This window comes from Bradyrhizobium monzae (assembly GCF_021458635.1).
GTDB lineage: Bacteria > Pseudomonadota > Alphaproteobacteria > Rhizobiales > Xanthobacteraceae > Bradyrhizobium.
In genome coordinates, this window is record NZ_JAIRDQ010000002.1 from 30,464 (window position 1) to 43,326 (window position 12,863).

Below are 12,863 nucleotides of genomic sequence, written 5' to 3' on the forward strand. Positions count from 1 at the left end.
GCTCAGTAGTTGATCTCCATCCGCAGCCCCCGTGGATCAATCTCGTCCCCACCGATACGCTGAGCACTGTCACGCGCCGCGACGGCGCAGGCACAGGCATCGATGAGATCGTCGCGGCCAATCCCGGTGCCATATCGAAGCGTCAGCCATCTTTCGATCCTGGTGAAGCCCCGGTCTCTCAGCAGCGCAACACGCTGCTCACGGCCGCGTGGTGAGGACTTCGCCTCGAGTCGCACGCGACCTGCCAGATTCCAGAAAATCAATTCCGGATGCGCCTCGCCCATAATTCCCTGCCGCGCCAGCGTCATGATCTCGTCGACCTCCCTGATCTTGTCCCTGATGTTCCAGAGTTGCGCCGAGACGCCCCTGCCCTTGCCTTCGTGCTCCCAATAGTAGCGATTGGCCGCTGCCATGTCGGGAAACGTCCATAGCCCGCGGCGAGCCCCAAGAAACACCGCGGGGCCCGCCAATTCGCGCGCGTGCAAGTCGCATGTCCTGTAGCCCGTCGGTTTTAACCCGATCGGCATGTCGATCATCGCGCGCGCATGCGGCATCGCGAGCAGACGCGTCAGCCCCGGCGAATAGTCGAAGCCGTGATCGCCGCGCTCGTCGATCCACGCGGCGACCCAGCCGAAGCGAAATCCGTCGAGACCGAGATAGGCTTTCACGCCTCTTGTTCCGCCCCCAGCCTGCGCTTGCTCATTCCGTGCCCTCGCCTCGATGCCGCTCGAACAAACGCTTAGCCAATAGCGCATGGCCGAGCGTGCCGCCGGCACGCACCGCCGCCGCGATTAGTGCGGCTTCCGCCACCTCCTCGGGCGTGGCGCCGGCCTTTGCCGCCTGCGCCGTATGCACGTCGAGGCAATAGGCGCATTGCGTGGTGAGCGCGACCACAAGCGAGATCAGCTCGCGATATTTTGGCGGAATCAATCCGTCCTTGCGCTCGACAGCGTGGTTGAAGGCGAGGAAGGCGTTGGCTTCGATTGGCGCCAGCGCGACGAAGGCCGGGATCGATTTCAGATCGTCAGGGGTTTGATAATCGGTCATGGCTCACCTCGTCAGATATTCGCGCATCAGGGCGCGAGCGCGATGCAGTCGCGCCTTCACGGTCTGTCGCGTTGCGCCGAACGCTTCTGCGATTTCGTCGATGGACATTTCCGCGATGTCGCGCATCAGTGCGACATCGCGGTAATGCAGTGGCAGCGCCTCGACGGCCGCGGCCACGTCGAGCCGCAGATCGGCCTCGGACCGCGACAGCAGCGCGGCCTCCGACTGGCTCTCATCGATCGACGGCGCGAGGCCCGCCTTGCACGCGAGGCGGAGGCATTCGCGGCGAACGACGCTGAACAGCCAAGCCGAAAATGCCAACAGCGAGCGGATCCTGCCGACATGCCGGAACAGGATCCACAGCGCCTCCTGCGTCGCATCCTCGGCATCCGCCGAGCTGCGGCAGGTCGCACGGGCGTAGCGGCGGATATCGGGCTGTGCCGTCTCGAGCAGCCGCGCGATCGCCTGGGGATCGCCGAGCCGCGCCGCCTCGAACAGGTTTGGCGAGATCGCAGCCGCGCTCACGACACACCTTCCCTGCCGATCCCGGCCACGGCACACATCGCGCAATAGCCGACGAGGCCGGTCATCTGGAACCCGGCACCGCCGAGCGCGATCGGCCAAGTCGGCGCGCCCGTGAGATAGACCAGTGCCGGGATCGCCACGGCGATCCCGGCAACCACCCGCACCGCCTGGTGCAGGCCGCCGATATTCTTCCTGTAAAATGCCATCACATCCTCCAACACGAGCCGAGGCGGGATGCCTCGACCGTAAAGAGGGCGCGATCGCGCAAAAGGATTCGCGGGTGCCTGCAATTTTTCGCGGTCAGCCTCCGACCGCCTGGTAGGCCAGGCGCTTGAACTCGAAGAAGAACGGATTCCAGAAGCCCATGTGGCGCTGGGCCATCAGGACGCCGGCGGTATTGGCCGCAGGGCAAATCCACCAATGGGTGCCGGCGAGCCCGCCCCACTGGAATTCGCCGATGGAATTTGGAGGATCGAACTGCGTCGGCGCGAAGGTCACGGCGCCGCCGAGGCCAAAGCCCTTGCCGGGCATCGGCCCGAGATTGGCGAAGCGGATGGTCTGGCCCGCCGGCAGCTGGTTGGTCATCATCTGCCGCAGCGTCGCAGGCTTCAGCAGCGCCTCCGGCCCGGGCACCAAGGCGCGCACCAGCGCAAGCATGTCAGGCAGGGTTGAGACCAGGCCACCGCCGCCCGACAGCCGCGGGAACGGCCGTCGATAGGCTTGCGGATAAGGCAGAGTCTCGGCGCGGGTGAGGCCCGGCTTCGTCGGATCGAGCACGTCGGCGCCGATATAGTGCTCGACCAGCCTGCTCTGCTCCGCCTCAGGCACAAAGAAGCCGGTATCGGTCATGCCGAGCGGATCGAATATCCGCGCCTTGAAGAACGCGTCGAGGGGCTTGCCCGAAACCACCTCTACGACGCGGCCGAGCACGTCGGTCGCCACCGAATATTCCCAGCTCGTGCCGGGATGATAGGACAGCGGCAGATCGGCAAGCTTGTCGATCATGCCGGTCAACGGCGTCAACGGAGTGAGGACGCCCGCCTCGTTATAGCCTTTGAACAGCACCGAGCCGGGATCGAAGATGCCGTAGCTGAGACCCGAGGTGTGGGTCAGAAGGTGCCGGATCGTGATCGGGCTTTTCGCCGGCTCGACATCGGCGAGGCTCGACGCGCCCTGCTTCAGCACCTTGCGATTGCCAAGCTGCGGCAGGAATTTTTCGATCGCGTCATCGAGCCCGATGCGGGCCTCCTCGACCAGCAGCATGATCGCAGAGGTGACGAAGATCTTGGTGTTGGAGAAGGCACGAAAGATATGGTCCGGCCGCAGCGCCGTCTTTGCCTCGCGATCGGAAAAGCCGACGCATTGCTGGTCGACCACCTCGCGTCCGCGCAGCAACGCCCAGGACACGCCGGGGACGATCTCCTGATCGACGTAACGCTGCATCGCCGTCCGCACAGCGGAAAAATCCGGTACCTTATTTGCTGTCCTGGCGTCCATGAATAGTCCCCTCCCCGAATTGGTTGCGATGGATATAGCAACGAATCGGCCGCGGGGAAGCCCGTTCGCCAACGCGTCGAGCGCGCTGTTCGTCGACTACTCGACATGAGGTCTGCGGCCCGGCGCACTCGCCCGCGCCGTCACCCCTGCTTCGTGAACGCCGTCACGTACAGACGGCGGCGGATGCGCATGCCCTGGCGCTGATAGAGCGCAATGGCGGAATTATTGTTCGAAAACACGTGCAGGAACGGAATCTCGCCGCGCGCCTCGATCCGGCGCGCGACCGCGGCGAGCAGCGCCTGCGCGTAGCCGCGCCCGCGATAGTCCGGATGGACGCAGACGGCCGTCATCTCGACGAACTTGCCCGGCTTCATGCGCTCGCCCGTCATCGCAACCAGCTCGCCGCCGGCGCGAATGCCGAGGAACGTGCCGAGCTCATGCGTTCGTAGCGCGAACGGCCCGGGCTTGGTCAGCGCCGTCAGCGCCATCATCGCCGGAACGTCGGCTCGACCGAGTGTGACGATCTCGGCGTCCCGCAACGGGCTGTCGGTGGGCGAACCGATCATCTGCTCGCCGGTCTCCGCCAGTACCACCTTGAAGCCAGAGGGAACGTCGACCTGCTCCGGCGTGAACAGCGCAACGACTTGCGAGCCCGACATGAGATCCCCGAGCGCGCCAAAGCTTTCCGCGGACATATCGACCATGTCGGCGAACGGCGTCATGTCCACGGGATAACGCAGCGCGCGCGGGCCGCCTTCGGCCAGATGCCTATGGCTCGTCGTCAGCGCGCTCCAGATCGGACGATCCAGTAGCCGCATATCGCTGTCGGACACTGGCCTAGTCCTTGTCGAAGCTGACGATGACGGCGGCGTTGGCGATCAGGATGGGGTCGTTGGCCACTTCCGTGGCCGACGGAATTTCCAGCCCGCCCTTGACCGCGGTGACGGTCACGGTGCCGTAGGGCAGCTCCTTCGCAACCGCCTCCTTGTCGACGGCCTCGGGATTGGGCACGCCGATGGTAACGTCGACGAACATGTCATTCGCGGTCTTGCCGATCATCCGGAAGAAACCGAGGCTCGAATGCCGGATCGCATCCGACACCGCCCGCTTCGCCGCCTTGGTCGCGTCCCTGCCGTGAACGTCGACGCCCATGCCCATCTCGGTGATACAGCGAACGCGAGTCATGTTCATTCCTGTCGGTGCTGGAGTTCAGAGGGGCTGACCTTCCGCGATCCGCGCCTGCTGCACAAGCGCCTTTTCGCGCAGGAAATATGCGTTGCGGTCCTCCTCCTGCGCGTTCACGACCGCGCGAATTCGCAGCAAATCCTTGCGCGCGACCAAGCCTACGACGCGATGGCTGGCGCGATCGACCACCGGCAGCCGCCCGAGATCGGAGGCGACCATGAGATCGGCGACCCGCCCCAGCACATCGTCGGGATGCGCCACCACCACCGAGGTGTCCGACACGACGTCGTCGAGCGTCGCCGCCTGGTGATCGCCCTCGGTGCGCCAGCGCAGCACATCGGCGCGGGTCACCATGCCGGACAGCCGTCCATCGGCCGCGACGACGGGATAGGATTTGTGACGGCGCTGATCCGAGGTGAAGAAAGCAACCGCCGCGTCGATGGACATGTCGACCGGCAGCGTGTCGACCTTGGTGACCATGACATCGGCCGTGCGCATCAGCTCGAAGGGATCGATCGCGTATTCGCGCGTGATGTGCTGGCCGCGACGCGCAATCTTCTCGGTCAGGATCGAGCGCTTGAGCAACAGCACGGTGACGGCATGCGCCGCGCCGGTCGCTGCCAGCAGCGGCAACAACATGTCGATATTGCCGGTCAGCTCGATGGCGAACATCACGCCGGTCAGCGGCGAGCGCATCGTGCCGCCCATCATCGCGGCCATGCCGACCAGCGCCCAGAACGGTGCGCCACCGGGCAGCACCAATCCCTCCATCCAGCCAGCCGTGCCGCCGAGGATCAGCAGCGGCGCCAGCACGCCGCCTGACGTGCCCGAGCTCAGCGCGACCACCCAGATCACCGATTTCACCAGCAGCATCCGGATCGCCTCGTCGCGCACCATGTGGCCGGACAGGAGATCGGCAATGACGTCGTAGCCGACACCGAGCGCGCGGGGGTCAATCAGCCCGCCGAGGCCGACGACGACGCCACCGAGCATCGGCCACCACATCCAGTGCACCGGCAGATGATCGAACAGATCTTCGATGGCGTAGAGCAGCCGCGTCATCAGCCCGGATTGCAGGCCGGCGACGATGCCGACCCCGATTGCAGCGGCGAGGCCCCACCAGGGCAGGTCCGGCCGCTCCGTGAACGGAAACAGCGGTCCTGTCCCGAACAGCAGCGGACGCCACGCCGCCGAAATCACCGCCCCGGCCACTACGGGGAGGAAGCTGCGCGGCTTCCATTCGAACAGCAGCAACTCGACCGCAAGCAGGACCGCCGCGATCGGCGTGCCGAAGATCGCCGTCATGCCGGCGGCTGCGCCCGCGACCAGCAGCGTCTTGCGTTCGGCCGCGGTGAGATGAAAACACTGGGCGAAGATCGATCCGATCGCCCCGCCGGTCATGATGATCGGTCCTTCGGCGCCGAACGGACCGCCGCTTCCAATCGACACCGCCGATGACAGCGGTTTCAGGATCGCGACCTTCGGCTGCATCCGGCTGCCGCCGATCAGGATCGCCTCGATCGCTTCGGGAATGCCGTGGCCCCGGATCTTCTCCGACCCGAACCGCGCCATCAATCCGATCACGAGGCCGCCGAGCGCCGGCGCCAGCACCATCCAGATTCCGGGATGGGCATTCGCGAGCGAGACAGTCTCGGTGCTGAAATGACCGAACCAGACCAGATTGGTCACCAGCGAAATCAGCTTCAGCAGCACCCAGGCGGCCCCGGCGCCGAGGCTGCCGACCAGCAGCGCCATGCCGATCAGGACCAGCACGCGACGGTCGGCGGTAAAATCTCCGGGCTTGCCGCGAGGACGCGGGAGGCCGCCGGTCATGTCGGGGGTCTGGCGCATAGATGTCTCTTTTGGGAGGATCGTTCGCGCCTGCAATATATCGTGTCACGATATATATCAAGGAATGGCTGGTATGATCGTCCAGGCCATTCCCGAGAATTTTCTGCTATTTCTGCCGCGCGCGCAGCTCGTCGACGAGCACCCGCACGTTCTCCGAATAGTCGATCGGAATCACGACCAGATGCACGCCCCCCGCCTCGAAGGCCGCGTCCAGCGTCGGGCCGAAACTCTCGATACTCTCGATGCGATGGCCCTTGGCCCCATAAGCCTTGGCGTAGAGCACGAAGTCGGGATTGCCGAAGGTCATGCCGTAATCTGCGAAATGGTCGACGGCCTGTTTCCAGCGGATCATGCCGTAGGCGTTGTCCTCCAACACCAGCACGACGAGATTGAGCTTGAGGCGGACGGCGGTCTCCATCTCCTGGCTGTTCATCATGAAGCCGCCGTCGCCGGCAACCGCGAGCACGCGGCGATCCGGATAGAGCATCGCGGCCATCATCGCCGACGGCAGGCCGGCCCCCATCGTCGCCAGCGCGTTGTCGAGCAGCAGCGTGTTGGCGACACGGGTACGGTAGTTGCGCGCGAACCAGATCTTGTACATGCCGTTGTCGAGCGCGACGATACCGTTCTCGGGGATGACCTGGCGGATGTCGTGCACGATACGCTGCGGCGTCGGCGGCCAGCGCGTCTCGGTGGCGCGGTCGGCGATGTGCTTGAGGATCTCCTCGCGCAGCGGCAGCAGCGCAGCCGCCTGCGGCAGCTTGCCTTCGAGCCGGTCGGCCAGAAGCTCCAGGCTCGGGCCGACGTCGCCGACCACCTCGGCGTCGGGAAAATACACCAGTTCGACGCTCGCCGAGGTGTAGCTGACGTGAATCACCTTCGGTCCCGATGGCCCCATGATGAAGGGCGGTTTCTCGATCGGGTCATGGCCGATCGCCACGATCAGATCGGCGGCGTCGATGGCATCGTGGACATAGTCGCGCTCGGACAGCGCCGCGGTGCCCATGTAGAGATTGGTGCCGCCGGGAACGGTGCCCTTGCCCATCTGCGTGGTGAAGAACGGAATGCCGGTCCGCCGCACGAAGCTCGCGATGCCGTGCGTCGAGCGCGGCCGGCTGGTCGCCGCGCCCATCATCACCAGCGGACGCTCTGCGGCCAAGATCATCTCGGCGGCGCGGTCGAGCGCGGCGCGATGCGCGACGGGAATCTCGATCGGATGGATCGGGATCACGGGGGTGGCCGGCACCGCGTCGCCCGCGATGTCTTCGGGCAGCTCGAGATGCACTGGGCCCGGCCGCTCCTCCATCGCGACGCGGAAGGCATCGCGCACCACGGTTGGAATCGACGAAGCGCTGACGATCTGCCGCGACAGTTTCGTCAGCGGCTTCATGGTCGCAACCACGTCCACGATCTGGAAGCGCGCCTGCCGGCTGCTCATGATCGGCTTCTGGCCGGTAATGAGGATCATCGGCATCGCGCCGAGATGTGCGTAAGCCGCGCCGGTCGACAGATTGAGCGCACCGGGGCCAAGCGTGGAGAGACAGACGCCGGGCTTGCCGGTCAACCGTCCATGCGTGGCTGCCATGAAGGCCGCGGCTTGCTCATGGCGGGTCAGGACCAGCTCGATCCTGGATGTGCGCAGCGATTCGACAAGATCGAGGTTTTCCTCGCCGGGCACGCCAAAAATGCGATCGACGCCTTCGTTCTCCAGCGCCGCGACGAACAGGTCCGATCCTTTGACCTTGCGTTCGTGCTCGCTCATGTCCGCCTCCGCTTGCTGTGCTGTGTCCCGTGATCAGGGAACGGAGCACATGGTAGCGGTCTGAGCCACGTGCACAACTCACAAAGAAGGGCGATCTGTCTTGCGTCGTGCGTTCCTGCATACACGTCGTGGCCTCGTAGGATGGGTAGAGCGGAAGCGAAACCCATCAACGGTTCTTCCGCGCGGAAACATGATGGGTTTCGCAAGTGCTCTACCCATCCTGCACCCCACGGACACAGCTTCGCGCTCTCGCGACGCATCTCGCCCGAGCTTTGCTTTATCGCCTCACCCTCAATTGAAAGAGGGCGCAGGGAAGACCGGGTGCCGGCTGGCACCCGCGGTCCACTGTGCGATGGTTGCGCTACAAGAATCTGCACAGCGGCATACAGGTGAAGCCTGAACATCCGGCCTTCCCTGCGCAGTGGTTTGACGGCTTATGTCGTGATCTCCCCGGGGAGCGATGCACTATTGCCCCCGTCGCCTTGCGGATGACCGATTACGCATGCCCGGTCGGGCCACACGCATCACCACGAGACTTGGCGCACAGGCTCCGGGCGCCAGGACCACACGATTTTGCCGTACGCAGATCACACCGGTCGTGCGCGCGACGTTTTCGCTCACGGTTGCCCGCCCTGCAAAACCCTTCGCGCCGATGTGACCCAGGTCCACCGCCGTCCGGCCCGCGTTCGTGACGATCGCGATACGCCCCTCTTCCTTGGGCCGGGTTGCGCGACACATACGCCGTTTCCGAATTTCGGTAAAGTGGAATATTTTTGGCCGCGTGGATTGACCGAGGGTTGGGGTGTTTTGCCCGTCGGGCACCGCGATATCTCGTAGCCCTGTAGCGCGGACGGAGGCGCCTTGCAGGCGCGCGATGACGGCGTTGACGCGCGGGTCTTGAATCGGGCTGTGCGACCGATCAGTCATGTCCAGCTTCCCTTGCGTCATTTGTTCTGCGTCACTTGCCGAGAATTTCCGCGGCCGCGCGATCCAAAATCGCAGCGACGCGGCGTGCTTCGGCGGAGTCGCCGCCTTGCTTGCTGCGCAGCGCGCGCTTGAGACTGTGGCGGGCGCGGTGCAGCTCGTCGGAGGCATCCGCATCGAGATCGCTGACGCCGGCAAAGGCCTCGCGCACCTCGTCCATGCGGCGTCCGATCCGCGACAGTGCCTGGAGGATCGCATCAGCGGTCCCACGCTGCTCGGCGAGATGGGCCTCGCCCTGCGGCGTGATGCTGTAGAGTTTTCTGCCGCCATCCTGTGCGACGTTGGCGTGGCCGACCTCTTCGAGATAGGTCAGCGCCGGATAGATCACGCCGGGGCTCGGCGTATAAAACCCCTCCGACCGATCCTCGATGATCTTGATCAGTTCGTAGCCATGGGCGGGCTTTTCGGCGAGCAACGCCAGGATCACGAGCTGAAGGTCCTGCGAGGACAGCCGCCGCGCGCCCGGAAACTCGTCGCCGCCACGCCCGAAAAAGCCATGCCCGCCGCGGCCGAAGCGATGCCGCGCGCCGTGCCGGCCCATGGCGAAGTGGGCGAAGTGCCCAAAGTGGAAGTCTCGGTGGTCGCGCTGTCTGCCAAACATCTCTTGTGTCTCCTTCTCAAAACATATCGTACGATATAATTTACGATAATCACAACACAAATCACGGATCCGTGATCGGGCCGCGACCGGGATTGGCCGCTACTCGGCGGCCTCACTGTGGGGGACACCCTGCTCGACCTCGAGCTGGAGAATGTCGTTGAAGCGGTTGAAGGCGCCGCACAGCGCGATGCGCCAGGTCAGCTCGACGATCTGCGCTTCCGAGAAGTGGGCGCGCAGGCGGGCAAAGATCTCGTCCCGCGTCCTGTTCCAGGTGTTGGTGACGGCGATCGCGTATTCGACGACGAGCTTGTCGAGCTCATCGAGCTCGGGGTGATCCTTGTAGTCGACGAGCCGCGCGGCGCCCTGCTCCGACACGCCCTGCACCGCGAGCTTGGGCGCGTGGTGCGAAACGCAATAGTCGCATTGGTTGAGCAGCGACACGGTAACCAGCGCCAGCTCCAGATGACGCTTCGAGATCATGCCTTCGCTGGCGAGATCGACCAGCAGCGACCACATGTGCTTGAAGATCGGCGCGCGATGCGCCATCACACCGGCCTGGTTCTCGAACGCGCCATAGGTCGTCATCTTGTCCCACAGCGGTCGCAGTGCTTCCGGCAGATCGTCCCTGGTCTTGATCGACACGCGCGACATGGCATTCCATCCTCGGTTGGAACATGCATGCTGCCACAAAGGTGCGCCGATGTCCGCTATTGCAATCGCATGACTCCCAAGACCTTCGAGATCCGCTGCCTGCGTCTGCCCGCGGCCACTAAGGTGGTACAGTGGGAAGGCACCTCCGTGTTCAAGGTCGGCGGCAAGATGTTCGCGCTGAGCGGCGGCTTTACCGCAAGCTACATGTTCAAGGTCTCGAACATGGCCTATTCCATGCTGATCGAGCACGGCCTGGCGCGGCCGGCCCCTTATCTCGCGCGTGCCAAATGGGTGCAGCTCGTCGGCAACAACGCGCTGCCGGACGCGGAACTGACGGCCTATCTCGCGCAGGCCCATGCCCTGATCGTGTCGAAGCTCACGCGGAAATCGCGGAAGGCGCTGGGGCTGGACTAGAGCTTCGCCTCGGCAAAGATGCGGCCGACCCAGTCCAGGAAGACCCGCAGACGCAAGGTGAGCTGGCGGTTTTGCGGATAGAGCGCCGACAATGGCGTAGGCGACGGCGGGTGGTTCGGCAGCACCTCGACCAGCGCGCCACTGGCGAGGTCGTCCGCAAAACGATAGCGCGGCGCCTGCACCAGGCCGAAGCCGAGCCGCGCCAGATCCGCCATCGTGTCCGAATTGTTCACCCGGATCCGGCTCGGCAGCACGATCTCGCGCAAGACACCGTCGACCGAAAACTCCAGCGGCAGCACGTCGCCGGTTCGCGACGAGATGAAGCCGACCATCTGGTGGCCGTCGAGTGCATCGGGTGACGCTGGCGTGCCGTGCGCGGCGAGATAGGCCGGGCTCGCCACCGTGACCTCCGCAATCGAGCCGAGACGGCGCTGGATCATGCCGCTGTCGTCCGGCTGGCCGGAGCGGATGACGCAGTCGACGCCCTCGCGCACGAGATCGACGAGGCGATCGCCCTGCCCGATCTGCAGCTCGATCAGCGGATGGCGCGCCAGGAATTCCGGCAGCTTTGGCAGAATGAAGGTGCGCGTCAGCAGTGGATGCGCATCGAACCGCAACAGCCCGCGCGGTTGGGCGTCGCGCATCGCGCTCTCCGCCTCCTCGACCTCCGCCATGATCGCAACGCAGCGGCGATAATATTCCTCTCCATCGAGCGTCGGCGTCACATGCCGCGTCGTGCGTTCGAGCAGGCGCACACCGAGATGGGCCTCGAGGCCGCGCAGGACTTCGCTTGCGGTGGAGCGCGGCAGACCGAGATCGGCCGCAGCAGCGGTAAAGCTACGTCTTTCCACAAGGCGGACGAACAGGCGCATGGTCTCGAAGCGGTCCATGGCCCGACTGTTCAACATAGCCGCCAGGTGATGGCAAGAGCCGCCGGACGATCGCGCGCGGTGCGGTCGGCCAGTCTCCGCGACAGCGGAAATCCCGAGGCAATTGACTGCAGATTTATATCTGACTAAAGTCAGATAATGCTCGATCCCGTCTCCCGCGTCCGCCGCTTCAACCGTGCCGTGACCTCCGCCGTCGGCGCGCTCGATCATTCATTCCTCGGGCGCGGCCGGCCGCTGGGCGCCGCACGCGTACTCAATGCGATCGGACAGGGATGCTCCGACGTCGGCGAGGTCCGCGACTATCTCGGCCTCGATTCCGGGCTGATGAGCCGGCTGTTGCGCAGCCTGGAAGATGAAGGCTTGATCGAGACACAAGCGCATCAGGACGACGCTCGGCGCCGCGTGGCGAGCCTGACCCGCGCCGGCAAGCGCGAATTCGCGGCGTACGAAGCGCTGTCGAACACGCAGGCCGAGGGTTTTCTCGCTCGCAATGCGCAGCGCGAGGCGCTGCTCGCGGCGATGGACCTGATCGCGTCCGCGCTGACGCGCGACCGTATCGCGCTCGCCGAGACGGATCCGCGCAGCGACGAGGCGCGCTATTGCCTGAGGGAATATTACGCCGAGCTCGGCCGCCGCTTCAAACAGGGTTTTGACGTCTCACTGTCGCGCGACCCTGATGCCAAGGACATGCGCCGGCCGCGCGGCAGCTTCGTCGTCGCGATGTCGGACACGCTCCCGATCGGCTGCGTCGGCCTGAAGGGAACCGACCACGGTTATGCCGAGATCAAGCGGCTGTGGGTCGCGCCCTCCGCGCGCGGATTGGGCCTCGGCAAGCGCCTGATGGCTGTTGCCGAGAACGCCGCGCGCACGCTCGGCATCGCGCTGCTGCGGCTCGACACCAACAGCGCGCTCCCCGAGGCCGGTCAGCTCTACCGCAGCACTGGCTGGCGCGAAATCCAGCGCTTCAACGACGACCCCTACCCGGATCTGTTCTTCGAAAAACGGCTGTGACGAGCGTGCCGATTCCCTCGCTCCCGCGTTAGGCTCGGAGCCGCGGGAGCATAGCCATGACGCCAGCCGAACTCGCCAATAGCTATCGCGACTACATCGCCTGTCTGAACCGGCAGGACTGGCCTGCCCTCGGGCAGTTTGTGCATGATGACGCCATCCACAACGCGCGGCCGCTCGGGCTGGCGGGCTATCGCGCGATGCTGGAGCAGGACTTTCGCGAGATCCCGGATCTGCGCTTCAACATCGAGCTGCTGATCTCCGAACCGCCGCGTATTGCCGCACGGCTGAAATTCGATTGCGCGCCGGCCGGCACATTCCTCGGGCTCACCGTGAACGGCCGGCGCGTGTCCTTTTGCGAGAACGTGTTCTACGACTTCCGCGACGAAAAGATTCAACAGGTGTGGTCGGTCATCGACAAGGCGGCGATCGAGGCGCAGCTCTGAGG

At 65.0% G+C, this 12,863-nt stretch carries 16 protein-coding genes; 3 read left to right on the forward strand and 13 right to left on the reverse strand.

What is annotated here, in order from left to right; genetic code table 11:
- Positions 1-2 precede the first annotated feature (2 nt).
- The 12 genes from K3F49_RS09355 to K3F49_RS09410 all read right to left on the reverse strand — a co-directional run bounded on the left by K3F49_RS09355 (position 3) and on the right by K3F49_RS09410 (position 10,103).
- Complete coding sequence (locus tag K3F49_RS09355; RefSeq protein WP_234680643.1) at positions 3-668, reverse strand: DUF429 domain-containing protein; 666 nt, start codon at positions 666-668, stop codon at positions 3-5.
- 31 nt (positions 669-699) lie between these two features.
- Positions 700-1,047, reverse strand: a complete 348-nt coding sequence (locus K3F49_RS09360) for a carboxymuconolactone decarboxylase family protein (RefSeq protein WP_234680644.1) — start codon at positions 1,045-1,047, stop codon at positions 700-702.
- A 3-nt stretch (positions 1,048-1,050) separates the two neighbouring features.
- The gene (locus K3F49_RS09365) at positions 1,051-1,572 is read right to left on the reverse strand and encodes an RNA polymerase sigma factor (RefSeq protein WP_234680645.1); all 522 of its coding nucleotides are present in this window, start codon (positions 1,570-1,572) and stop codon (positions 1,051-1,053) included.
- A complete protein-coding gene (locus tag K3F49_RS09370) occupies positions 1,569-1,778 on the reverse strand; it encodes a YgaP family membrane protein (protein ID WP_234680646.1) in 210 nt (69 codons plus the stop codon). The genes K3F49_RS09365 and K3F49_RS09370 overlap by 4 nt, the downstream gene beginning before the upstream one ends.
- A 94-nt stretch (positions 1,779-1,872) precedes the next feature.
- Entirely contained in the window at positions 1,873-3,069 is a 1,197-nt protein-coding gene (locus K3F49_RS09375; RefSeq protein WP_234680647.1) for a serine hydrolase domain-containing protein, read from the reverse strand.
- Positions 3,070-3,209: 140 nt separating this feature from the next.
- Positions 3,210-3,902 (reverse strand): GNAT family N-acetyltransferase, encoded by a 693-nt coding sequence (locus K3F49_RS09380; RefSeq protein WP_234680648.1) that lies wholly within the window; start codon positions 3,900-3,902, stop codon positions 3,210-3,212.
- A gap of 4 nt (positions 3,903-3,906) precedes the next feature.
- Positions 3,907-4,254, reverse strand: coding sequence for a Lin0512 family protein (locus K3F49_RS09385; protein ID WP_008134681.1), 348 nt, complete (start codon positions 4,252-4,254; stop codon positions 3,907-3,909).
- Between the two features lie 24 nt (positions 4,255-4,278).
- Complete coding sequence (locus K3F49_RS09390) at positions 4,279-6,105, reverse strand: chloride channel protein (protein WP_234680649.1); 1,827 nt, start codon at positions 6,103-6,105, stop codon at positions 4,279-4,281.
- 106 nt (positions 6,106-6,211) lie between these two features.
- Positions 6,212-7,867, reverse strand: a complete 1,656-nt coding sequence (locus K3F49_RS09395; RefSeq protein ID WP_234680650.1) for an acetolactate synthase large subunit — start codon at positions 7,865-7,867, stop codon at positions 6,212-6,214.
- A 465-nt stretch (positions 7,868-8,332) separates the two neighbouring features.
- Entirely contained in the window at positions 8,333-8,794 is a 462-nt protein-coding gene (locus K3F49_RS09400; protein WP_234680651.1) for a hypothetical protein, read from the reverse strand.
- A 31-nt stretch (positions 8,795-8,825) separates the two neighbouring features.
- Entirely contained in the window at positions 8,826-9,452 is a 627-nt protein-coding gene (locus K3F49_RS09405; protein ID WP_234680652.1) for a PadR family transcriptional regulator, read from the reverse strand.
- 99 nt (positions 9,453-9,551) lie between these two features.
- Positions 9,552-10,103 (reverse strand): carboxymuconolactone decarboxylase family protein, encoded by a 552-nt coding sequence (locus K3F49_RS09410; RefSeq protein WP_234680653.1) that lies wholly within the window; start codon positions 10,101-10,103, stop codon positions 9,552-9,554.
- A 69-nt stretch (positions 10,104-10,172) separates the two neighbouring features.
- Between K3F49_RS09410 and K3F49_RS09415 the strand changes: the two genes are divergently transcribed.
- Positions 10,173-10,517: an MmcQ/YjbR family DNA-binding protein gene (locus K3F49_RS09415; protein ID WP_234681407.1), complete on the forward strand. Its 345-nt coding sequence runs from the start codon at positions 10,173-10,175 to the stop codon at positions 10,515-10,517.
- On the opposite strand, the gene K3F49_RS09420 is transcribed toward K3F49_RS09415, so the two are convergent.
- Positions 10,514-11,407, reverse strand: a complete 894-nt coding sequence (locus K3F49_RS09420) for a LysR family transcriptional regulator (protein WP_234680654.1) — start codon at positions 11,405-11,407, stop codon at positions 10,514-10,516. The genes K3F49_RS09415 and K3F49_RS09420 overlap by 4 nt on opposite strands.
- 138 nt (positions 11,408-11,545) lie before the next feature.
- Between K3F49_RS09420 and K3F49_RS09425 the strand changes: the two genes are divergently transcribed.
- A complete protein-coding gene (locus tag K3F49_RS09425) occupies positions 11,546-12,418 on the forward strand; it encodes a bifunctional helix-turn-helix transcriptional regulator/GNAT family N-acetyltransferase (RefSeq protein ID WP_234680655.1) in 873 nt (290 codons plus the stop codon).
- A gap of 56 nt (positions 12,419-12,474) precedes the next feature.
- A complete protein-coding gene (locus tag K3F49_RS09430) occupies positions 12,475-12,861 on the forward strand; it encodes an ester cyclase (protein WP_234680656.1) in 387 nt (128 codons plus the stop codon).
- The last annotated feature ends 2 nt before the right edge of the window (positions 12,862-12,863 follow it).